Genomic DNA, 25026 nt, shown 5'->3' with positions numbered 1-25026 from the left:
ATAGACGGTTTTAGCATTGCTAGCTGTCGTCATATTACTATTGCAGTGGATTGACTATATAATAGCATGCAGCCGAATAATGGCAAAAGACAAATACTTTAAGGATAGTAAATGACTGACAATATCGAGCTTACGCATCAACAAGAGCGTGCATTTCAACCTCAGAGACTCTCAGCACCGCGTGACTTTATCTTGCCAAGCATCATTGGTGAAAACGAAAACAATCTGCCTTTGTTATTAGAGATTGGTGCCGGGAAGGGCAAGCATGCACTTGGTTTTGCATTACAGAATTCTGATAAGCATTTGATAGCGATTGAGCGTACACGCAACAAATTCGAAGCGTTTGCCAAACTAGCAGCAATACAATCTTCACCGAACCTAGATGCGATTCATGCTGATGCCATTGCATGGACAGTGCATGCTATCAAACCAAGCAGTTTGGCAAAAATCTTTATTCTTTATCCCAATCCTGAACAGCATAATCCTAATCAACAGTGGTTAAATATGCCATTTTTTGAGTTTCTATTGTCACGTTTGCAGGTAGGCGGCGAGGTAGTGCTCGTAACCAATATAGAAGCATATATGGATAATGCAGAGCAGCAGGCAACCAAGGTATGGTGCTTACCAAACACTCGATATACAGTAGCGGCTGACAGCCAGCGTACACATTTTGAAGTGAAGTATCTAGCGCGCGGAGAAACATGTTGGGAGTTGAGCATGTGTAAGCCAGAAGGGTATAAGACAAGGTTTGATGAATGGCAAGTTGGTAATATAAGCGAAGGGTTAATAGCCTAAGTAAAAATAATGCTAAGATGAAGAGAGATCGGAATAGTCAGAAGTAATAAATATAAAATAGCCTAAGCAAATGAGGTTAATTAAAAATTAAGCCGTCACTAAAAGACGGCCAAAAAATAGTTGCTTATTCAGTGCTATAAATAAGGTTTAACGAGCTTGTTTGAATCGGTATAAGCATCCAAAACTGTCAGAAAAGTGTAAGCCCCAATGAATTTACGACTAATAAACATAAATTCTTTCGGTGGCAGGTTAAATTCGAAAGACTGCATTGCTCGTGTGGCTTCTGTAGAAAGGCGCGAGTGCAGCTTACTATTGGCCCAGATATAGCGGTTGCTCTCATCCAGACAGTCAGACGGAATATCAGGATTCATCGCTGGATCACTGAATGGCTCTGTCGCCAACAGAAATAGCGAAGCGATATCAGAACGTACTTTGCCACTCATACTATCAAAGAAATCATAACCAGTCATTGCTAGATTCATCGCTTGATGGTTATGGCGGTAGCCAGCTTTTAACAAGCCGTGGGCAATGGTTAACAAGTTATTATCAAACTGACGAATCGCACCAAAATCTAGTAATACTAATTTATCTATATCGTTTTCATTGTCACTGACTCGAACTAGATAGTTACCAAAGTTTGGATCTGTCTGCATTTCACCCCAAACAAAAATCTCTTGCATCATGATTTCGATAGCAGCTTGACCAATGGCGTTGCGGCGCTCATGAGGGAGTAATTGTAAGGCATCAGAGACAACCGTGATGCCTGGCTCGTAAGACATGCACAGTAGACGCTTCTTTGAATAACTGCGGTTAATCTTAGGAACGACATAACGCGGATCGTTGCTTAGGCGCTCATAAAAACGTTCTGTGGTTGCAGCTTCTGCTTCATAATCGACTTCATGATGGAGTAGGTCACGTATCTCTTCGAACCAAGCATCAAGCGAGCGAGTTTGGGGAACGATGTTGCTAACTTTTAATAACTGCTTGAACAGAGAAAGGTCAGAGTTGATAGCATCAGCCACACCTGGATATTGGATCTTCAGTACTACTTGCTCGCCAGTCTCGATGACTGTTGCTCGGTGTACTTGGGCAAGTGAGGCGGTGCCAATAGGGACAGTGTCAACTTCTAGTTCATCTAACTTTTTACCTAGCAACTGACGTAATGTAAGCTCTATCGTTGGCCATGACAACGTGGCCGTATCATCATTTAGGGTTTGGAGCGCGCGCGTGATTTCAGGTGGCAAAATGTGCTCACCATAAATCGCCAGCATTTGGCCAATCTTTACGACAGAACCTTTTAGCTTACCGAGCTCTGATGCAAGGTAATTCGCTTGTTCTTCCATAAAAGCTTGGTTACGCGCTGTACGTGTCTCTTTATTCAAAAACATGCCAGACACGCTATTACCTGCCCAACGACGACCAATGTTTAAGGAAGTTTTGGCAATCGACATTCGACGCTCAAACCCTGAGGTTTTTAAGTTATCGATGGATTGCTTATTGCTAGAAGGTTTAGACGTATCATTTGCCATAAATATAATCATTCATCCGGTTGGTATTGATTTGTGGGTTAGGAACCTACAATACAAGGGAGATACGATGCATAGGGGTAAAATTGTATCATATAAAGCATATCTGGTTGATGCGTCTGTTGATAATACTAAGGCTGAATAACCTCTTTAATACTTATGTTAACATTTAATTTTGCTAAATTATTGGGTATCATTTTGTAGAAATATGCTAATAGATGCTGCTGATCAGAAAATAAAACTGTATCAAAAAATAAGACCTAGCGTGTTGCTAGGTCGAATAATAGAATAAAAGGATTTTACCCAGTTAAATGGCTAACTGATTTTGCGGTAATTAATTTACTGAGCATTTTCGCGAGCAATGGCATGATGGCCAATATCACGACGATACTGTGCACCATCAAAACTAATCGCACCTGTTACGGCTAATGCAGCTTGTTGAGCATCAGCGATATTGTCTGCCAGCGCAGTCACGCATAATACACGGCCACCATTGGTTATCACTTCATTCTCAGTGCTGGCTTCGTCAGCGTTAGAAAATGCAGTACCCGCATGGAATACTTTAACGGCATTGTCATTACTGCTATCTAACTCTGGCAAGCCAGCGATAACGTCACCTTTTGAAGAGGTTTCTGGATAGCCTTTAGACGCAACAACGATACCGAGAGCAGGGCGGGCATCCCACTTGGCATCACTAGGCAACTGACCAGCCAGCCCTTGGGCGACCAAATCCACCATTGAGGACTGTAAACGCATCAAGATAGGCTGAGTCTCTGGATCGCCAAAGCGACAGTTGAACTCGATGACATAAGGGTCACCTGCGTCATCAATCATAAGGCCAGCATATAAAAATCCAGTATAAGGATGGCCAGCATCTTTCATGGCATCAACTACAGGCTGAATGACTTGACTCATTACTTTGTCATGTACATCCTGAGTAACGACTGGTGCAGGAGAGTATGCGCCCATACCGCCCGTGTTTGGCCCTGTGTCACCTTCAAAAGCACGCTTATGATCTTGACTGGTTGCCATCGGTAAGATGTTTTCACCGTCAACCATACAAATAAAGCTGGCTTCTTCGCCTTGCAAAAACTGCTCGATAACCACACGGCTACCCGCATCACCAAATTTGTTGTCTGCTAGCATATCGTCGATAGCATCATGTGCTTGTTCGATCGTTTCAGCAACGATGACACCTTTACCAGCAGCTAGACCATCAGCTTTGATAACGATTGGTGCACCTTGCTCATCGATATAAGCTTTGGCTGCTGTTGCATCTGTGAAGCCTTGATAAGTAGCTGTTGGAATGTTGTTTTGTGCCATGAATTCTTTAGCAAAGGTTTTTGAACCTTCTAATTGTGCACAGTATGCTGTCGGTCCCCATGCTTTAATACCAGCATCACGACAAGCATCAACGATACCAGTGACCAAAGGCGCTTCTGGTCCAACGATGACCATGTCGATATCGTTATTTTGGCAAAACGCTATCACTGCGTTATGTTCGCTAGCGTTATCATCGGTAGATTCTAAGATTACGTTTTGGCATTTAGGTTCAAGTGCAGTACCAGCATTACCAGGAGCGACGTAGATATTATTGACCTTATCGTCTTTCGCACACTGCCATGCCAGCGCGTGTTCGCGACCACCTGAACCGATTACCAAAATATTCATCATACGTCTCGCCCTTAGCATTAAAATTAATAATGAGTTAGTCACACACTCTCAAATATACCGGCATATTCTAACAAAAAAGTCGTACTGATTACCATGAGTATCACTTGCCAGCAGCCAATCAATAACAAAGACTAGCAAAAGTGCATTTTATCTCATTAGTAAATGTTATCGACATGTTGCTGATTCATGAAATGATGTTGCACGCTTCAGCTAGCGCCCTAGTTGCGTTACACTTCACTAGATTAATGGCGTTATATCCTGATTACTGCATGTCAGCAAAATATAGTAGTAAATATAGGAGAAAAACTTAAAAAAGTAAGAAAAAATTAGAATAATTTGTATAAATGGCTATACTGCCTCGCGGCATCAATAGTATTCAATATATTCATGCGCTGCCAGTGATGTTACTCATTAATAAACTCAAATAAATAATAGATAGACCAGATCTATAAAAAAGGATAAAGAACATGCCAAACTCTCTTAGTATCGCAACAGAGCGGATTAGCCAGATAAGCGATATTGCGACCAGTTATGTACAAAAAGATAAGTCATTGTTTGACCATTTTATTCATAGCTATTACCAGCCGCTCCATCAAGAAACGGCAAAAGTCATCAGCAATGCTGATTTGGCGGGCATGGCACTACATCATTTCACTTTGCTCAAGGCCTATGATCGCAGTAGTCCACAACTGACTGTGCTCAATCCTAAAGCGGAAGAGCAGCATTTTCACAGTTCGCACACAGTCATCCAAATCGTGGCCTATGACCGATCGTTCTTAGTCGATACGATTTTGATGAGTCTTGAAGCGGCAGGTATCGATGTACATCGTACTTACAATATCATTATTAGCGTTGATCGTAACGATGATGGCGATATTACGCATATCGAAGGCGCACATGAAAGTGCCACTTCGCATTTGTCTTTGATTCATTGCGAAATTGCTTATCAAGATGACGAAGATTTGGACGCGCTACAACAAATGCTATTGGCTAAAATCGATACGCTAGATACAGTCGTTGGTGACTGGACGCAAATGCGATCGAAGCTGACAGATATTAAAGCAGAGCTGTCTACAAAACCATTGCCAGAAGTGTTTTATTCACAGCAAGAGATTCAAGCGTTTTTAGATTGGGTATTAGACGATCATTTTATATTCTTGGGTTATCGTGAATACCGCCTAGAGGGTGGGCAATCTGTTGAAGTTGATACCGACTCTGTGGACTTGGATTTATTTGCCATTGGCAATAGTGGTCTTGGTTTACTGCGCGGTGCTGAAGAAGACAAATTGTCAGAAAGCTTTAGTCAATTGCCTAAAGTGTTAAAGCAATTATTGACTGAGCCACGCGTATTGATGCTGTCAAAATCAAGCCGTGTATCTCCTGTACATCGCCCAGTATATATGGACTTTTTAGGCATTCATAAGTTTGATGACAACGGTAAGCTGGTTGGTGAATATCGATTCATCGGTTTATTGACTTCGCAAGCGTACCAGCTGACTGTACAGCAAATACCGCTATTACGTGAAAAAGCCAATAAGATTATGGCCATGGCAGAGTTGCCACGTGACGGTCATGCCCATCATAAAATGATGCATGTGATTAATACGTTACCCCGTGATGACTTGTTTCAAGCCAGCGTCGAAGAGCTGTATCCAATCGTATCTGGTATCAGTCAATTACAAGACAAAAAGAGCCTACGTCTATTCAGCCGTATTGATCATTATCAGCGTTTTGTTTCGTGCTTGGTCTATATCCCACGTGACAAGTTCAACACCGAGCTGCGTATCAAAGTACAAAATGTGCTAAAAGATGCCTATGGTGGAACCTCATCAGGCTTTACCACTGAGTTCAATGAATCTGCACATGCTCGTGTGCATGTCCATGTACGCACAGTGCCTGGTCAAGTAAACGACGTCAATACGACAGCACTAGAAGCCAAATTGTCAGCATTGATGGAGTCATGGAGTGATGACTATCAAAAAGTATTGCTTGATAATGTTGGTGAGCAGCAAGCAAATGCCTTAAACCGCCGCTTTTTAAACTACATCCCTGCTGCGTATCAAGAGCGTTTCGATGCGCGTACAGCGGTTGAAGATACCAAGCGCTTGGCTGGATTGACCGCAGAGCAACCGATGATTTGGCATTTATACCAATCAACAGGCGATGCAAGCAATCAATTACATCTAAAGCTCTATGGTCGTGAGCAGCCTGTTATCTTGTCAAAAGTCCTGCCAATTCTTGAAAACTTTGGTGTGTCAGTTATTTCAGCACAAACCTATGAGTTTGACCTGCCAGAGCAGTCTATCTGGATGCAAGAGTATGAGCTGACCTTAGAACATGTCGATACCGTCAACATGCAAGTGGTGCGCGGTCAGTTCGAAGACAGCCTCAAACAAATTTGGGCGGGACGTGTTGAAAGTGACTCGTTTAACGAGCTGGTACTGACGACCAATCTAGATACTTATGATGTGGTGTTATTACGAGCACTGTCACGCTATATGATGCAAGCTCGAGCACCGTTCTCTAGTAACTACATCCAGCAGACTGTGGTAAAAAACAGTGATATCAGTGTGGCACTCGGCAATCTGTTCGATGCTCGCATGAATCCTCAGTATAGTGAAATTGAACGCACAGAAAAAACTGCGAAAATTCAAGAACGCATCGTTGCTGCGCTAGCAGATGTCGATAGTCTAGATGAAGACCGTATCCTGCGTTGGTACTTGGATTTAATTAACGCGATGGTACGTACCAACTTCTACCAGACTGATACCGATGGTCAGCGTAAAGATCGTTTGTCGTTTAAGTTTTTGGCAGCAGATATTCCTAACTTGCCTAAACCTAAACCGATGTTTGAGATATTTGTGTACTCACCGCGTGTTGAGGCCGTGCATTTACGTGGTGGCAAGGTTGCCCGTGGTGGTTTGCGCTGGTCAGATCGTATGGAAGATTTCCGTACCGAAGTATTGGGCCTAGTCAAAGCACAGATGGTAAAAAACGCAGTGATTGTGCCTGTTGGTTCGAAAGGTGGATTCATCGTCAAAACTAAAACCATGGCGGATGGTCGTGAAGCGTTCCAAGCAGAAGGTATCGCTTGTTATCAGACGTTCTTGCGCGGTATGCTCGATGTTACAGACAACATCGTAGACGGCGTGATTGTCCCGCCAGCCAATACAGTCAGACATGATGAAGACGATCCATACTTGGTTGTTGCTGCGGATAAAGGTACAGCGACTTTTTCTGACATCGCCAATGCCTTAGCAGCAGAGTACAACTTTTGGCTCGATGATGCCTTTGCTTCAGGTGGTTCAGTAGGTTATGACCATAAAGCCATGGGTATCACGGCACGTGGTGGTTGGGAGTCGGTCAAACGTCACTTCCGTATGCGCGGTATGGACATCCAAAACCGTGACGACTTCACTGTCGTCGGTATTGGTGATATGAGTGGTGATGTATTCGGTAACGGTATGCTGCTTTCAACTCATACCAAGCTGGTTGCTGCCTTTAACCATTTGCACATCTTCATTGATCCTAATCCAGACACTGCGACCTCTTATGCCGAGCGCGCACGTTTGTTTGAATTACCACGCTCATCATGGGCAGATTATGAAACCTCATTAATCAGTCAAGGTGGTGGTATATTCTCACGCCAAGACAAAAAAATCGCTATCAGTGCAGAGATGAAAGCAGTCTTCGATATCAATGAAGACAGTCTCGCACCTAATGATTTAATCAGTGCATTATTGAAATCGCCTGTTGATCTCCTCTGGAACGGCGGTATCGGTACTTATGTCAAAAGCGCTAATGAGACGCATGCTGATGTCGGTGACCGTGCGAATGACTCACTGCGTATCGACGGTAATGAGCTTCGCTGTGCAGTGATTGGTGAAGGTGGTAACTTAGGATTCACGCAGCAAGGCCGTATTGAATACGCACAAACGGGTGGTCGAGTCTATACTGATGCTATCGATAACTCAGGCGGCGTTAATTGTTCAGATCACGAAGTCAATATCAAAATCTTATTGGGTAAAGTGGTTGAGCAAGGTGACATGACCTTAAAACAGCGTAATGAGCTGCTAGAGAGCATGACCGATAACGTGGCAGAGTTGGTACTGCGCCAAAACTACCTACAGCCTCAAGCGATTGAACTGAGTCACATTCGTGCATCAGCGAATCTAAGCGATCATCAACGCTTTATTCAAATGCTAGAAGGCGAGGGGCGTCTCGACCGTGCAATCGAATATCTACCATCAGATGAAGAGATGACCAAACGCCAAAAAGCGAATGCTGGCCTGACTAATCCTGAGTTAGCCGTCGTGATGGCTTACGGTAAGATGTGGGTATATGACAACTTGTTGTCCTCTGATTTACCAGATGACCCATACTTCATCAACGAGTTACGTAAGTACTTCCCTGATGAGCTAGCGTCACGCTTCTTTAATGAAATGACAGAGCATCGCTTACATCGTGAAATTATCAGTACTTATCTGACCAATAGCGTGGTCAATCGTTTGGGTATCGAAGCATTGTTCCGTCTGTTCGAAGAGACCGATCAATCACTAGCTACCATCGTGCGTGGCTATGCGATTAGCCGTGATGTCTTTGATGTGTCAAAAGCTTGGAAAACGCTTGAGTCGTTGGACAATCAAGTCGATGCTACGTTGTTGCTAAATCTTGAGCTACGTCTGCGTGATGCACTTGAGAGCGGTGTTGTGTGGTTTATCAATGCCTTTGGTCAAGACTTGCAAGTCGCTGATATGATTAGCCGCTTTAGCGATAGCGTTGAAAAGCTCACGAAACCAGGTGGTTTCATTGAGCAGCAATTTGCAGCGTACTTGCAAGAAGATACGACCAGCCTGATGCAGGAAGATCTGTCTAATAGTGATGCTGCATTGTTTGCTATGCTGCCTTATCATGTGGATGCCCTCGATGCCGCGCTGTTAGCAGAGCTGTATGAGCGTCCTGTTGATGAGATTGCAACGCTATACTTTGAAGCCTACCATGTCTTGCAGTTAGACTGGATGATGGACAATATTGCCACCTTACCACAGCAAGATTACTGGGATCGTCGCGCACGCCATGCATTGATGAACGAGCTGTCACGTAGCTTGCGTCTGTTGATGGATGCCATATTATCTAAACCGGATGCGAAACAAGCATTTGGCGAGTGGCGCTCACGTCACTTAGACCATCTAGAGTCTGTCACATCAGAGATGAGCAAGTTAGATCAGCTTCATGCTAATGATGCAGACAGTCAAATCAGCCTGTCTACACTATCCGTGTTGATGAGTGAGTTGAGTGGTTTAGTTACTAAGTGATTAACTAAGTAACTAAATGAGTGATTGAATAAGTCACTAACTAAATAAAATACTATTTCAAAAAAACCACCGTTATTAATTAACGGTGGTTTTTTATTGTCTAATCAAACAAGAGTCAGAGTATTTAGCTCTTGATTACAGAAACTCTATTATTGAAACATGGATTAACTTACGAGGCTTTTTCACCGACAACTCTCTGACACCCTTGACCGCTAATTTGGCTAAAGCCGCCAGAGAGTTTTTCGACCTTAATTTGGGTCAAGATACGGTCTTTTAGTGCCTGCACGTGAGAGATAATACCAATCAACTTACCTTCCTGTTGTAAGCTCGTTAACGTATCGAGGGCGATATCAAGTGACTCTTCATCCAGTGTGCCGAAGCCTTCATCCAAGAATAACGAATCCACACGAATATTGTGACTGGCCATTTGTGATAACCCTAACGCGAGTGCCAAACTAATGATAAAGCCTTCGCCACCAGAGAGGTTTTTAGTACTACGAACATCGCCACCTTGATAGTTATCAATCACATTGAGCTCAAGCGGATTGTGGTCGTCATGGATGAGTAGGTAACGATCACTCATCTTTTGCAGTTGCGTATTGGCATGACTAATCATAACTTCAAACGTTAATCCTTGGGCAAAGGTACGATATTTTTTACCATCAGCTGAACCAATTAGCGTATGTAGCTGCTGCCAAACTTGTAGCTTCTGTTTTTGCGCATCGATAGCCACAAGTTGTGCTACTTGTTTGCCTTTTTGATTGTCGTTGTCTTTGAGTTTTTGGTCAATTGCACCTATCTGCTGACTTAGTTGATCAATATCTGTCTGTATTTGATGATACTCGCCAGCAAGCGTTTCTCTATCCTTATCTGTCATAGGAGCAGCAAGTTTTTGCGCTAATAATTGCTGAGTACTATCTAGCTGTGACTTCACCTGTTGCAAGGCATTATCGATAGCTGATTTACGTATGTGTAGTGCTTCGCGCTCTTGTTTAGGCAGGCGTGAACTGACAAAGGCAGCTTCATCGGCGAACTGTGATTCTGATAGTAAATCCGTAAATTCACTTTGTTGCGTATTGAGCGTACCAGTTGCAGATTGTAGCTCTGTTGCTAGCTGTTGCTGTCTAACCTTTAATTGTTCTAATGTCTGCTGAATGGTATCTAGCTGCCTTTGTACCGTGATCTTACTAGCTTGAGCCTTATCGACCGCACTTCGTAATTGAGTCTCCTCAGCATCTACCTCTTTATCTGCGAAAATCTCTTTTCTATTTTCCCTTAGTTGCTCGATAGCACTGGTTTTATTAATAGTTAAGCGCTCTAGTTCTTCGAGCGATTTTTCGTCATTGGTAAGCTGTGCTTGTTTGGCTCCAATCTGTGCTGTTAAGCTGCTTATCGTGTTGGTTAGCTGCTGTTGTTTGTTTTTTTGGCCATGGCAATATTGCTTTAACTGACTTAGGGCGCTACGCTGTTGACGTAGCCTTTCGATATGAGGGTCATAGTCTGAGTTGTCTATTACGGTCTGCTCAGTAACACTATCATTCAGTTGCTTGAGTGCATCATTGATGTCTGCTGCATTAACAGCTACAGATAAATACTCTTTATGGTTCTCTATAGGGTGTTTATACGCTAGAGACGAAACAGTGGTCATAATAGGTGCCAATTCAGAGAAGTTGACAGCGATACTTTCTTCAATACTCTCAATTTTCTGTGTATTAAGCTTAATATCAGTTGCCAAATTACTGACGTCGCGAATAAGTACTTGTTGCCGCTTTTCATCGGTTTCGATTGCAGTACTAATATGTGCCATACGTTGTGTCAGCACATCGTATTGGCCCGTCATGGTTTGTAGAGACTGCTTGTAATCAATCAGGTTGTGTTTGGCGGCATCCAATAAAGATAAAGAGTTGTCCACGTCAATCGCATCATTGACGTTATCCGTCACTTGAGTCAGTGGATGAATGAGCGCTGCAATGGATTCAGAGTAATTATTTTTATCATCGAATAACGAGGCCAGATAAACCCGAATATCACTATATAAGGTCTCTGTCTCTTGCTGTAACGGCACTAATTGCTGTTGTTGATTATTGAGCGTTTCTTTCTTTGTAGCATGTTCAAGACGGTGTTTTGATACCGTCTGCTCAAGATTGACTATAACAGTTTCTAGTGCATCCATTTCCTGCTGAATCTTTTGTGTTCTAGACAGTTGGCTTTGGTCGGCATTGTCGTCGATATTATTGTCTAATAAAGGATGATTTTTGCCGTAAGGATGTTCGTGTGCGCCACAGAGCGGGCAGGGCAATCCGTCTTGTAGTTCTGTTATATAGTCTTCAAGCTTAGCGACCTTTTGTAATAGATTCAGATGCTCTTGTTTATCTTGTCGTTTGAGCTTAACATTTTGAATGTCTGATTGATGACTGGTAATTAGTTGTTCTAAAGTCGTTAACGCTTGGCTAAGTACTGGTAGCGAAAGCGTGGTTCTTTTTATTTGGCTAGTAAGTTCGGACAGTCGTTGTAACTTGAAGCTGGCCCGATTAGTTTGGTTATTAATTTGATCAACATGTTCTTGATCACGACGCATACTAGCCAGCGATTTTTTTTGGATGAGTGTTGCTTGCTGGTGCTGTAAGCTGGCAAGTTGCTCACGATGTTGTATTATTAATGAGGTATCGGCGTCTTGCTGCTTAGACAGTTGATCGAAACTTGCTTGTAGTTGGCTGGCTTGATGACCATATGTTCGTTTATCGGTAGCTAAGCGCACATTGTCTTCTAGCAATGCCTTTAATCGGCTACAACTGCTATCAAAGGTTGCCATATCTGTATCGAGATCGTTTACCTCTGGATAGTCATTAAAGTACTTTTCAATACTGTCAAACTGAGTCTTAGTATCCTGCTCTGTTTGTTTATGGCTAGCTATTTCTTGACGTAATTGTTGAGTATTATTCACCAGTACGCCTTTACGTTGATTGTCATTTGATAAAGCATGAGCTTGCTGTTTTATATCAGCATCTAATTCACGCACCTTTTTAATAATGGGTAAAGCAGTTTGTAAGTTATCCGTGGCGTTCTTTTCAAAAGTACTCGCCTCATTTAGATGACTTGAAGCTTGCCCAAGCGCTTCTTGCTGTGTCGGAATTTTACTAAGCAATGTCTGTTGCTCAGCATCCAACTTACTGAGCATCTCTCGGCTATAGCACATCGCGCGAAACTGGCTATCAATTTCTAAAGCTTTAGTCGCAATATCTAAGCGTTGTGCTTCTGGGATAAAGTCTTTCTGTATCTGTTGCGCTGTTGCGAACTCAGTCTGATAAACCGAGAGGTTCTGTTGTAGTTGATAGACGCTATCTAGCCACTGTAGTTGCTCACTCAAGGTTTTGAATGTTTGTCGTTGTTTGATTTGCTGCTGATTCAGAGTGTCTAATTCTGCAGCCAGTCTTTTTTCATCTTCAATATTTAATAGGGATAAGCTATTAACGCCTGCTTGTAGATTGCCAAGCACTTCTTCCTCAGAGCGTTTTTTCTCGTGCACGTTTAACGATATTTTGGCATAAATGGCCGTACCCGTTATTTTTTCTAAAATGGCGGCTCTATCACCAATATCAGACTTCAAAAATGCCGCAAAACTGCCTTGTGCCAACATGATGGAACGGGTAAATTGATTAAAATCCATACCGATTAGATCTTGGATATAGGCAGATGTTTTAGACTTTTTCTCTTCTAAAATAGCGCCTGTTTCAACATCACTAATCTCGTGCTTAATCGGTAATAAGTTGCCTTTTGCTTTTTTGTGGGCACGATGTTGGTACCAATAGCATTGATAACGTTTAGAATTTATCTCGATGATAACTTCTGCTGAGCATTCACCAGTACCTTGGGTCATAATCTCATTCGTTGAACCCGTAATATCACCCAATCTTGGCGTTTGACTGTATAGCGCTAAGCAGACGGCATCCAGTATGGTGGTCTTGCCAGCACCTGTTTGCCCAGTAATAGCAAAAATGCCCTCATTGAGAAAAGCGGGGTCACTAAAATCAATGTGCCATTCGCCTTTTAGGGAATTTAAATTTTTGAGTCGCAGTTCAATCAGTCGCATGGGCAGGTCTTATTTTTATATGGGGCAGTGTTGAAAGCTGATAAAGACATCAGTGATTAGAAATGATATTGAATAACTTACTATTATTCGGCATGGCTATCTGCATGGCGCAGGTTATAAACGATTTGATCGTACGCATCACGCAAGGTTAACTTTTGCTCATCAGGAATACTATGCGCGGTCAAGCAACGCTCAAATACCTCTTCTTCATTTAGGTCTTGTAACGTCTCAGAGGTTTGCTGTTGGTTAAGGACTTTATTATAAGTTTGAGTATTCTTAATTTTTAATACCTCACATGGCAAGCCTTCTACCATGGCCTGAATATGCTCACGTAATTCACTAACAATATCATCACCGGTATAAATAACTTCTAGCCAAACAGACTCTTTTGACTCAAGTAGTTGAGTAGTTTGATTAATAGCCTGATGAATAGACGCTAAGTTACCTGAGACTTGTGCCAATTTCTGAAATTTTGGAATGGGTAAGGAGACTACTTGCATCTGACTTAAATTATCGCGAAGCAGTATTTTATTGGTAGTGGCAGCATGAGTAGGCACTGATTGATTATCTAGGTCTTGCTGAGCAGTAAGGTTCTCTGTGACACCAGTTTCTGCTACATCATTATTATCATTGTCCGATGGCTCATCAAAACCAAACAAGTCATCCATCAAAGGCTCTGCCTGAATAGCCACTTTTTTAACGGTTTTTTCTACTGACTTTTCAATCTTGGTCGTTTTAATATGAGAGTCTGTATTGATAAGCTGAGGAATATAATTATCAGGGGTAACGTCTAGATCTGATATGACATTGTCTGCAGCACCAAACTTTACTAGTAATACTTGTTTTTGTTGCTTTGCTTCTCCAAAGCCCATAGCTATGGGTGAGCCTGAATAGCGAATATGCTCACGACCACCGACCCGCTGTGGCACGTGCAAATGACCAAGCGCAACATAATCAAAGCTTTCATCGAACATATCAGCAGAGATTTTACCCAGTGAGCCAACATAAAGCTCGCGTACACCATCATCATCTGTTGTGGTACCGCCAGCTGCAAATAGGTGCCCTGTCGCAACGATAGGAATATGCCGCTTATGCGCTTCGATAAGTTCAGATTGCTTGGATTTTGCAATGCTAGCTACTTCATCATAGTGTGCACGAATACCTTTTATAACATTGGCATCTTTGCTATCCGCTGACTCGCCAGCGCTACTACTACGCACATCGCGGTCACGCAAGTAAGGAACAGCGGCGATAATACAATGCGGCGTTCCCTCTGCATCATCCAAAACCAATACTTCGTTGTTTAAATCGTCACAAGCAGTGCCAATCACATGAACATTTAAGAACTTAAGCACCTGACTGGGGGCATCTAAAAAAGTAGGGGAGTCGTGATTGCCCGCGACTATCACCACGTGTTGACAGCATGACTTGGACACTCTACCTAAAAACTCAAAATACAACGCTTGGGCTCTGTTACTTGGCGTCATGGTATCAAAGATATCACCAGCAACGATTAATACATCGACTTTTTGCGTGCTAATTGTCTCTTCAAGCCAGCTCAAAAACGCCTCGAATTCCTCATAGCGCATGCGACCATAGAGCCGACGACCCAGATGCCAGTCGGAGGTATGTAGGATGGTTAATGGTCGAGTAGGCATTGAATTGGAAGTGGCAGTGGCAGTGGCAGGTGTAGACATAATTGCACTTAAAGACAGTTAATGGGAAGCTGTCATTCTAGCAAGATTTTTTGTGGTTTGCGCTGTTGGAATGCGTTAAAAAGAGAGCCCTACCAATATATTATTATCGATAGAGCTCTTTATTGTTGAGAGTTAATACTAAAAATTAATCAATAATCAGTTGCTCTAAACCTTCCTCTTGCTGCGTAGCCAAACTGGATATCATAGAGAGCGCATGTGCTTGTTGGTCTATTGGTTGTTTTTCTACTTTACCTCTTGACCCTTCGCGCAACCAGTTCTTCGCTAGATCGTCACTACTTTGACTGTGCTGCTGATTTTGTAAGTTGTACCAAGCCAAATTATCATGCAGGGCGACGACATCTCCCATGATAAGTAGCGCAGGCGTTGGTAGTTGGTGTTGCTCTTGCAACTCAACGATATTGGCAAGTGTGCCGGTTAATACTTGCTGATTGGGCATACTGGCATTGGATACGATGGCAATAGGAGTACTATCAGCTCGTCCAGCATCAATTAAGCCTTCAGTCAAACGAGGCAAAGAGTACAGACCCATATAAAACACAACCGTCTCATCGGTATTCAAAAAGTTTTTAAAGTTGCTGTTTGGTGCGCCAGCCTTTAAAAATCCAGTGACAAAGCGTACCGATTGCGAGTGATCACGGTGGGTAAGCGGAATACCTGCATAGCTGGCCGCTGCATTGGCAGCAGTGATACCTGGCACGACTTGATAAGGAACGCCATGTGCCCGTAAGCTTTCAATCTCTTCACCGCCGCGTCCAAAGATAAACGGATCGCCACCTTTTAGACGAACCACACGGCGACCTTCTTTGGCACTATTGACTAACAGCTCATTGATACCAAGCTGAGCAACAGCATGGTTGCTACGTTTTTTGCCTACAAACACTTTGTCCGCATCACGACGGCACAAGTCTAAGACTTGCGGCGAAACCAAGGCATCATAATAGACAATGTCTGCTTGCTGCATCAGGCGTAGTGCTTTAAAGGTGAGCAGTTCTGGATCACCAGGGCCTGCGCCCACAATATAAACCTCGCCAACTGGAATGGTAGTATCCAAAGAGGTTTCGTTGTCGACTACAGGAGCGGCTACCACAGTAGTATGGGTTGGTGATTCAATAGCACTGGCAATATTCGCAGCAGTGCTATCTAAGTCGGCTTGTAGCTGTGCAGTGGCTTGGATTTCATTACCAGCAAACATGAGCTCACTGACTTTGCCTTCAAAAGCTCGCTCCCAAAACTGGCGACGCCCTGTTAAGGTAGGAATTTTGGATTTTACCTCAGTACGGAACTCGCCTGCCAATTTGGCCAATTTGCCATAACCTTGTGGAATTAACGTCTCAAGGCGGGCACGTAGTAAACGTGCTAGTACCGGTGCTTTACCATTAGATGAGATACCAATCACAATAGGGTTGCGATCAACAATGGCTGGAAATATAAAATCGCATAAATGCGGTGTATCAACCACATTGACTGGAATGTTTAGGGCAGTAGCATCAGCATGAATCTGATGATTCAGTGTTTCGTCATCAGTCGCTGCGATAATGACGCGTGCGCCTGACATATAGGTGTTATTGTAATTTTCATAGATGAGCTGATGCTTACTATCATTGAGCAAGGCTTGTATCTCATCACTAATAACGGGGGCAAGGATAGTGATTGCCGCCCCAGCACGACTAAGCAGATCCGCTTTGCGTAGCGCTACATCACCGCCACCAACGATAAGCACTTTGCGGTCTTCTAATTTAAAAAATAATGGAAAAGTGTTCATAGCATCACCAGCAATTCATTCAATGTAAAATATACCACTATTATGAGGTATCGTGCGCGACGTCTCACGCGGTGAATTGGCATTAGTATATTCGTTTTTGATATGAGAGGAGTGATTTTCAATAGGAAACGGAATAGGTTTTCTAAAAGTAGATAATTGTTTGTCTATATGTAATAATATCGGCCTATCTGAAAAATATAGTTTAGGGTAATGCTATGGCGGCTTATATCACCGTAGGTGCTACAACAACTCATGGTGGTCAGGTCCTCACTGGATCACCAAATACGACTCATAATGGAATACCAGTTTCTCGTAAGGGTGATAAAGTCATCTGCAAAAAGTGTAAAAAACTAACAACTATTCTTACGGGGGACTTCTCATTTATTATTGATGGCGCACCGATTGCCCGTGTAGGCGATATCACCAGTTGTGGTGCGAAGTTAATTGCGGTTCAGCAGTCATTCTGCGAAAGTGGTTTTGAGGTGATAGGGGTTGAGAAGCAAGAGCCTTTGATATTCCCAAAGTCTGATCCAGACACTTTGTTTAATAACTTGGCGGGGCCTGGAGGTCAAATAGATCAATATCAACCAAAGCCTGTAAGGCGTGATATGACGTCAAGTGAATTAATAACCGCTAAAAGTGTGTTTGGAGATGCTATTAACTTTGGTAAAAAGGGGGAAGAAAATGGGGTAGGTATTTATAATGGGAAGTGGAAGCCGGTTCAACAAGATAACAGAGCTATGTCACCTGATGGAAATATATATTTTCCTGGTACTGCTTATGAGGAAGATTTTTCAAATTTAAATTCAAAAAGTGTAAGCGATAGAGACAGACGCACTTTTATACATGAGATGACCCATGTTTGGCAACATCAACACGGTAAGGCTGTGAAAACTCGTGGAATTACTTTAGGAGCATTAGCTACTTTAGGAGATCCTTATCTCTATAAACTCTATACTTCAGGAGACGACACTAATTTCAAAGACTTAAGTGATTACGGATTAGAGCAACAAGCTGCTATTGTCGGAGATTATTATGCGCTACGTGAGTACCTTAATCTGAAACCTTATGCTACTAATAGCAAAACACTTACTCTACAAGACTATGAAACCGTTATAGGTGGTAACTTTAAAAAACCTAGTCCCAAAGTATGGTAGAAACAAGTAATTTTTACTGTATTGAATCTTCTATCGATATCATCAAAAGGATTTTAAATGTTTATAGGTAATCTGTCGAAGCCATTTACATTTTGTCTTATGTTAACTACTTGTTTAGCACTGATAATTAGCACCTCTGGCTGCCATAAAAATCCTCATCATTCTTCTGCAATAGAAGGCGATATTGAAATATCAACCAATGATGAGGGTGATTTGTGTTTTGAACCCTTGTTTGCAACAACAGCTCTAAATGATCAACCTATACAAATAGAATATATAAAAATGAGCAACTTAGAGATATTTAATTTATATGTTCCTAAGGACGAAAGTCGTACAATGTTAACAATAGATCCTGTAGATGATGAATATCATATTATAGAAAAAGGAGAAAAAATCTGTTTAAATACTGACGATCCAAAATTAAAGCAAAATATTTATAAACCTCTAGAGCAAAAATTTTCAATAGTTTCAATTAGTGGTATAGATGACAAGGAAGAGGAATACGTATATTTTTCTCATGATTTTAACTACCCTTATGTCGCTAAATAATCAGACATATCTAGAATAAATTGAGAGACTACCCGGAATCCTATATAACGGATATATATTAGCTCTCTTGCAAAAGTAGCAGTTTATTGGCTCCCACTGACGGAGTCACGAAGGCTAGCGATAACTTACTTATGCAAGAGGTCTATTAACTATTTTTAGTATATTCCAAAGCCTACTCAAACTCACTGAGCATTTTAGTCATACGTGCATCTTTTTGTTGCCAGATATCCTCTAACCAATCAAACATCATTTTTTTCGTGGCTTCATCACGGTCGTAACCACCATCCATAATCGCGGCAAACAGCTCATCAGGTATCTTTAGGCGAGTCACATCGACGCCCAAACGACGGATATTACCTTTCCATAAGTCATCATAGTCAGGGGTGCCATCTGGGTACACGATAGTGACATCTAAAATCGAATCTAACTGATCACCTAACGCATTGATTGCCAATGACAGACCACCAGCCCGTGGTTTTAATAAATGCTGATAGGGTGAGTCTTGCTTGTCATGTTTTTCTTTGGTGAAGCGCGTACCTTCTAGATAGTTAAGTAGCGCAAAGGGTTTGTCTTTTAATTGGCGACACGCACGCTTGGCTTCGATTAAATTTTGTTTTTTAAGTTCTGGATTTTTTGCCATCGCTTTAGAAGAAAAGCGCTTCATCATCGGAAAGTCCAAGAAATAAAACGCCTGACCGATAACAGGAATGTAAATCAAATTAAACTTAGTAAAGAACCGCGTCAAAGGTAATCTATCTTGACTAATGTATTGGACGATACTGGTATCAACCCAAGACTGATGGTTGCTCACGAGTAGGTATTGTTTGTCCTCGCTCAGATCATCAGGCATATTAATACGCCAGTCTTTATGAGGTAATGCATGATTAATCACAGCGTTATTACTATTAATCCAGTACTTGGTAATCGCAATGAGTGCATCGTCAGCGTATTTTGACTTGGTTAATACTTTCGCAGCACCCAAAGTCCAGATGGGTAGACCAACGAAGATGCTATTGGCAGTGAGGACGCTAGCACCAGTGAGAAAAGACGCCGCTTTACCGACAGGAGGCAGTTTATCATGGAGCTTTTCGTAGAGTGAGTCATTTTTTTGTATAGAGGGCATAACAAATATCCATATTGATGAGAGCGGTAAAACTATTACCAACCTTGAGTGACACGGTGCGCGTGATTATCTGCAAAGACGGCAATTTCGTTCATAATTGGGTTTTAAAGGGTTGGCTCAATGGAGTGATGGCGCACAGCCTTCAAAGGTAATTCATAGAATAACGTAATGTTATACCAAAAAACGTTAAAACGTTGTATAAAAATATCAAATGAGTCTTTTAACATCTGCACAATGCGCTATCGTCTGATGAGAAGACCCTTTAATGAATGACTATATTAAACGCAAAAAAGAAGCGATGATATTGAAATCACCGCTTCTTTTTTGCTTGATACTACTAGGGCGTGTCTTCATTTCAAAAATGGTGATAAAAATGAGATAAATTGCCGTCAAACAAGGAAAATAGCGCAGATAATATCGGGATATTAACTAGTTATTTGACGATGTTTGGCAAGATTTAGCCATTTTTAGCCCATTGAGATGACTATCGAGTGAATTGAAGACGCGCCCTAATACCTTAGTCGTTATCTACAGCTGAGTATGCAAACCACACTCACGGCTTTCTTCTACTTTCGTTGGATCAAAGTAGTCAAACTCATTTGGTAGGTTATGCTCTTCAAGATACACGTCTAGATCAGCATCTGTTTTTTCAAATAAAGGTGCTACTTTTAACACGCCATCTTTTGATAGACTAAGCACGTCAAGGCCTTGACGGAATTCTGTTTGATCTTTACGAATCGCATTGAACCACACGTCAGGCTTCAATTCATCTAACGCACGGCGGAATGGCTCAAGTTTTACTTGGTCAGTAAATTCATCATGCTGTGGATTATCAATACCAGGAATACCATTCATGGTCGCGTCACGATGTGCAGCAGTTTGCTTAGGGATATAAGTAACGACATTTAGATTGAGGTCACGAATGACTTTATTAGCGAATTGATACGTCGCATCCGTGTTATAGCCTGAATCTACCCACAATACAGTGATATCTGGACGCTGCTTGGCAACTAGATGTAAAATCGCTGATTCGTAAGGACGAAAGTTAGTAGTAATGATTGGGTTTTTAGCTTGGCTTAGTGCCCATGAAACGATCTCTTCTGGCGACTTACCGTTTAGCTCTTGGTTGGCTTGTTCGATATCTAGGTTTGGGTGTAATTGACTCATGATACATTCCTTACAATGGGATTGGTTTAACAATAAATTTGGTAAAAGTTCAATAAATAACGGGTGGTAAATTAAGCGTTAGCAAACATCGGCAATGCAGCAGCGTTTCGACCATCATAGCTACTGGCAAGCGCATTAAATGCTTGACCAATATCAGAAATCGATTGCATGTCATGCTCACTGAGCACAAAGCTATCTGCACCAGAACGTAGCAGATAAGCGATTTGATCACGGCCAAACTTGCCAGCCATACGAATCTCGCCTTCGTAACCCATTTGGCGTAACGTCTGTGCAAAACTGAAGCCGCGACCATCGACAAACAACGGCACATGAATGACGATTAAGTCTTGCTGTAATAAAAATTCTGATAAGCCAACCAATACATCCGTATCGCTATCCGATGTCACCCAAACGCCAGTACGGCTAGTATGCTGGGACAGCAACTCACGTACTTGCTGTAATAGTCCGCCAGCAATCTTGCCTGTAGCGTCTAACAAATCATCAAGTGGCAATAGCACATCTGTTTTTTCTGACTTATGCAATAGCTCAAGTAATGATGTGTGGGTTAGGGCAATACCTTCTGGTAGCTCATTAGTGGTGAGTGCTAGCCAGGTATCGGTCTGACTGATATCGATACCATTGTTATTTAATACGTGATGATTACCCATAGACCTTCTCCTTAAAAGGTGCCACGCCAACGCGATTGACCAAGTCACTAAAGGCTTCTACGTCGTTCTCATTACTCACGCGCTGCTCTAAATAGACGTCTAGTATTTTTTGTAGGGTAATCGCCACATCTTCGGCTGGTACTGCTTTACCCAATATTTTACCGACTTTGGCATCGTTGCTAGAATTACCGCCTAGGCTGATTTGATACCAATGCTCACCCTTTTTATCAACACCAAGGATACCGATATCACCGGTATGGTGATGAGCACAGGCATTCATGCAGCCAGACATATTTAGGCGAATTTCACCCAAGTCATAAAGGTAATCGAGATCATCAAATTGCTTTTCGATTTGCTCAGCGATGTTGTGAGTTGTGGCATTGGCGAGTGAGCAATAGTCCCAACCTGGGCAAACAATCATATCGGTTAGCGTGTTTATATTGGCACGTGCTAAATGCAGTTCAGACAGCTGTTGCCATAGCTCATATAGCTGATTGGTTTGCACATCAGAGAATACGAGGTTCTGCTGATAAGTACCGCGCAATTCACCAAAGCTATATTTATCTGATAGATCAGCGAGAGCGTCCATTTGTGATTCACTGAGATCACCAGATGGTACGTAGGTTCCGTTGACCAAGCCTGCTTTTAGAGAAATCACGACGGCGCGATAGCCTGCTATTTTATGCGCGACTGTATTTTGGTTATACCAATCGGCAAAATCTTTATTCGCATTGAGCTGCTGTTGCAAGTCAGATTGTACTTGTAGGGCATCAAAACCAACATAGTCAGGTTCGGTAAAGAAACTGATGGCCGTGTCAAAGTTTGCATCGGTCAGTGTCAGTGGACCATCTTTGGTATGGGCTTCCCACTCAGCATCGACCAATTTAGCAAAGGCAGGACCGCCCATACTCTCGACCAATATTTTGATACGCGCTTTGTACTTATTATCACGGCGACCATGCAGGTTATAAACGCGCAAAATAGCGTCTAGATAGCTAAGTAGATGCTGACGTGGCAAGAATTCGTTAATCACCTTACCAATCACTGGTGTACGGCCAAGACCGCCACCCACCAATACTTCAAAACCAATCTCACCTGCATCATTGGTTTTTACATGCAATCCAACATCATGTACTTGCGTCGCCGCGCGGTCATTGGCAGTACCAACGACAGCAATCTTAAATTTACGCGGTAAAAAAGCAAATTCAGGATGAAAGGTAGACCACTGACGGATAATTTCGCAATAAGGGCGTGGATCCGCAATCTCTTCTTGATGAATACCGGCATAAGGGTCGGTAGTCGTGTTACGAATACAGTTGCCCGAGGTTTGAATGGCATGCATCTGTACCGATGCCAGCTCCGCCAATATGTCTGGCACTTCTTCAAGTTTTGGCCAATTCAACTGGATATTGGTACGGGTCGTGAAGTGTCCGTAACCCTTATCGTACTTACGGGTAATCTCTGCTAATTTACGCAGTTGATAGCTGGCTAGTAGGCCGTAAGGAATAGCAATACGTAACATCGGCGCATAACGCTGAATATAAAGGCCATTCTGCAAACGCAGTGGCAAAAACTGTTCTTCTGGCAGCTCACCCGCCAAAAACCGTTCGGTTTGGTCGCGAAACTGGGCGACTCGTTCCTCTACTAAGTTTTGGTCAGCGTAGTTATATTGATACATGACGTAATCTCAAATTTGTTTTTAGACTTAAAAGCAGCGACGAAAATGATTTGCGTGTGTAATATATTTTGTTGTCGATCGCAATGTGTACCGTTCAGCTTTACATCATATAAGCTTGTGCTTCAAAACATAAATTCCTTTAAGACATATACATATCCAAACACAGCATAAATTTTCATAACGAAAGTTAGGTAGCCTATGCTTATCAAATTTAACCCCTAAAATTTAATATCTGGTAATGCACGATTTTAACTGACGATCGTTAGCGTCTTATTCATAAAGTTACCTTTTAAGCCATTCACTTGCTGTTATTCAACTCTTTTTTCTATACATTGAGGTTTTAAAATTACTATGACATCTACTATCTCTAATCAAAAGCCATCACAACTCGTTCCTCCACATGGCAGCGATGTACTCAAACCACTATTGTTAAACGGTGAAGCACGCGATCAAGCATTGCAACTTGCCAGCACATTACCGACCATTACCTTAAGCTCTCGTGAGCGCGGCGATTTGATTATGTTCGGTATTGGCGGCTTTACACCACTGAACGGCTTCATGAACCAAGCGGATTGGCAAGGTGTGGTAGACAACATGCGCTTGCAAAGCGGTGACAACGCAGGCTTGTTTTGGCCAATTCCTATTACGCTGTCAGCACCTAAAGCCACTGCTGATAGCTTGAGTCAAGGTGACAAAGTCGCATTGGTCGCCGAAGACGGTGAAGTCATGGGCATCTTAACGGTAGAAGAAACCTATACCATCGATAAAAACCATGAGTGCCAGCAAGTCTTTACGACGACTGATAGCGAGCATCCAGGTGTACAGCAAGTATTGAGTCAAGATGACGTCAATATCGCAGGTAGCGTAGAAGTATTGAGCGAAGGTGAGTTCCCAACACTATATCCAGAGATTTATAAAACGCCAGCTGAAACGCGTGAAATATTGGATGCCAAAGGCTGGAAAACAGTTGCGGCATTCCAAACACGTAACCCAATGCACCGCTCACATGAATATCTTGCCAAGATTGCTATCGAGATTTGTGATGGCGTATTGATTCACTCATTATTGGGCGCATTGAAGCCCGGTGATATCCCAGCAGACGTCCGTCAAGAAGCGATCAAAACTTTGATTGATAACTACTTTAGACAAGACACTGTGATTCAAGCCGGTTATCCGCTAGACATGCGCTATGCAGGCCCACGTGAAGCGTTGTTACATGCGCTATTCCGTCAAAACTATGGCTGTAGCCATCTGATTGTGGGCCGTGACCATGCAGGTGTTGGTGATTATTATGGTGCTTTTGATGCACAGACCATCTTTGATCACGTGGGTAAAGATGATCTCATTACTCAACCATTGAAAATTGGCTGGACGTTCTGGTGTAACGCTTGTAATGCGATGGCTTCAGACAAAACTTGCCCGCATGACGCTTCTGAGCATGTCAAAGTATCTGGAACAAAGCTACGTAAAGCGCTATCAGAAGATGAAGTGGTACCAGAGAACTTTAGTCGCCCAGAAGTGCTACAAATATTGCGTGATTACTATGCAGGTATCGCAAAAGAAGAGCGTGCTGAAGTTAAATTGACCGGTGCTTCTGCGGTATAGTCAATCTTCTATAAATTGGATACGGTGTCAGGCTCGCTTAGTCTACGACTTGTAGTACTTTCACTCGCCTTCCTTGTATCCAAATTATATTGAACCGACTATATAACAGCATCTGACTGACTACGGTATTTAACGATATCCAAAAAGCTGTATTTAAAGGAAGGGATCAGGCGATTATCGCTTGGTCCCTTTTTCTATG

At 42.4% G+C, this 25026-nt stretch carries 14 protein-coding genes; 5 read left to right on the top strand and 9 right to left on the bottom strand.

Annotation, left to right across the window (positions count from 1 at the left end; genetic code table 11):
• Nucleotides 1-111 precede the first annotated feature (111 nt).
• Complete coding sequence (locus I6E61_RS04105) at nucleotides 112-795, top strand: SAM-dependent methyltransferase (protein WP_197130237.1); 684 nt, start codon at nucleotides 112-114, stop codon at nucleotides 793-795.
• A 134-nt stretch (nucleotides 796-929) separates the two neighbouring features.
• Here the strand turns inward: I6E61_RS04105 and I6E61_RS04100 are convergent, their stop codons facing one another.
• Both I6E61_RS04100 and purD read right to left on the bottom strand, forming a co-directional pair.
• Nucleotides 930-2324 (bottom strand): AarF/ABC1/UbiB kinase family protein, encoded by a 1395-nt coding sequence (locus tag I6E61_RS04100; protein WP_197130234.1) that lies wholly within the window; start codon nucleotides 2322-2324, stop codon nucleotides 930-932.
• Nucleotides 2325-2660: 336 nt separating this feature from the next.
• Nucleotides 2661-3992 (bottom strand): phosphoribosylamine--glycine ligase, encoded by a 1332-nt coding sequence (gene purD, locus I6E61_RS04095; RefSeq protein ID WP_197130768.1) that lies wholly within the window; start codon nucleotides 3990-3992, stop codon nucleotides 2661-2663.
• Between the two features lie 470 nt (nucleotides 3993-4462).
• Between purD and I6E61_RS04090 the strand changes: the two genes are divergently transcribed.
• Nucleotides 4463-9310 carry an NAD-glutamate dehydrogenase gene (locus I6E61_RS04090; protein WP_197130232.1) on the top strand — a complete coding sequence of 1616 codons (4848 nt, stop codon included), beginning with the start codon at nucleotides 4463-4465 and terminating at the stop codon, nucleotides 9308-9310.
• 169 nt (nucleotides 9311-9479) lie between these two features.
• Here the strand turns inward: I6E61_RS04090 and I6E61_RS04085 are convergent, their stop codons facing one another.
• The 3 genes from I6E61_RS04085 to cysG form a co-directional block, all read right to left on the bottom strand.
• On the bottom strand, nucleotides 9480-13400 hold the full coding sequence (locus tag I6E61_RS04085) for an AAA family ATPase (protein ID WP_197130229.1): 3921 nt from the start codon (nucleotides 13398-13400) through the stop codon (nucleotides 9480-9482).
• Between the two features lie 83 nt (nucleotides 13401-13483).
• Nucleotides 13484-15097 carry an exonuclease SbcCD subunit D C-terminal domain-containing protein gene (locus I6E61_RS04080; RefSeq protein WP_227685663.1) on the bottom strand — a complete coding sequence of 538 codons (1614 nt, stop codon included), beginning with the start codon at nucleotides 15095-15097 and terminating at the stop codon, nucleotides 13484-13486.
• Between the two features lie 145 nt (nucleotides 15098-15242).
• Nucleotides 15243-16880 (bottom strand): siroheme synthase CysG, encoded by a 1638-nt coding sequence (gene cysG / locus I6E61_RS04075; RefSeq protein ID WP_197130226.1) that lies wholly within the window; start codon nucleotides 16878-16880, stop codon nucleotides 15243-15245.
• Between the two features lie 215 nt (nucleotides 16881-17095).
• Between cysG and I6E61_RS04070 the strand changes: the two genes are divergently transcribed.
• Both I6E61_RS04070 and I6E61_RS04065 read left to right on the top strand, forming a co-directional pair.
• Nucleotides 17096-18037, top strand: a complete 942-nt coding sequence (locus I6E61_RS04070) for a PAAR domain-containing protein (RefSeq protein WP_197130223.1) — start codon at nucleotides 17096-17098, stop codon at nucleotides 18035-18037.
• 57 nt (nucleotides 18038-18094) lie between these two features.
• Nucleotides 18095-18586, top strand: a complete 492-nt coding sequence (locus tag I6E61_RS04065) for a hypothetical protein (protein ID WP_197130220.1) — start codon at nucleotides 18095-18097, stop codon at nucleotides 18584-18586.
• Nucleotides 18587-18758: 172 nt separating this feature from the next.
• Here the strand turns inward: I6E61_RS04065 and I6E61_RS04060 are convergent, their stop codons facing one another.
• From I6E61_RS04060 to I6E61_RS04045, 4 genes are all read right to left on the bottom strand, one after another.
• Nucleotides 18759-19709: an acetyltransferase gene (locus I6E61_RS04060; protein WP_197130217.1), complete on the bottom strand. Its 951-nt coding sequence runs from the start codon at nucleotides 19707-19709 to the stop codon at nucleotides 18759-18761.
• 528 nt (nucleotides 19710-20237) lie between these two features.
• Nucleotides 20238-20876: a phosphoadenosine phosphosulfate reductase family protein gene (locus I6E61_RS04055; protein ID WP_197130214.1), complete on the bottom strand. Its 639-nt coding sequence runs from the start codon at nucleotides 20874-20876 to the stop codon at nucleotides 20238-20240.
• A 71-nt stretch (nucleotides 20877-20947) separates the two neighbouring features.
• Nucleotides 20948-21544: a DUF934 domain-containing protein gene (locus tag I6E61_RS04050; protein ID WP_197130195.1), complete on the bottom strand. Its 597-nt coding sequence runs from the start codon at nucleotides 21542-21544 to the stop codon at nucleotides 20948-20950.
• Nucleotides 21537-23222: a nitrite/sulfite reductase gene (locus I6E61_RS04045; RefSeq protein WP_197130192.1), complete on the bottom strand. Its 1686-nt coding sequence runs from the start codon at nucleotides 23220-23222 to the stop codon at nucleotides 21537-21539. The genes I6E61_RS04050 and I6E61_RS04045 overlap by 8 nt, the downstream gene beginning before the upstream one ends.
• A 351-nt stretch (nucleotides 23223-23573) precedes the next feature.
• Here I6E61_RS04045 and sat point away from each other — a divergent pair, with 351 nt between their 5' ends.
• Nucleotides 23574-24827: a sulfate adenylyltransferase gene (gene sat, locus I6E61_RS04040; protein ID WP_197130189.1), complete on the top strand. Its 1254-nt coding sequence runs from the start codon at nucleotides 23574-23576 to the stop codon at nucleotides 24825-24827.
• The last annotated feature ends 199 nt before the right edge of the window (nucleotides 24828-25026 follow it).

The sequence above is a fragment of the Psychrobacter sp. NZS113 genome, from assembly GCF_015864825.1.
Taxonomy (GTDB): Bacteria; Pseudomonadota; Gammaproteobacteria; order Pseudomonadales; family Moraxellaceae; genus Psychrobacter.
Note: the sequence above shows the minus strand (reverse complement) of the source record. Positions and strands in the feature narration are given on the sequence as shown.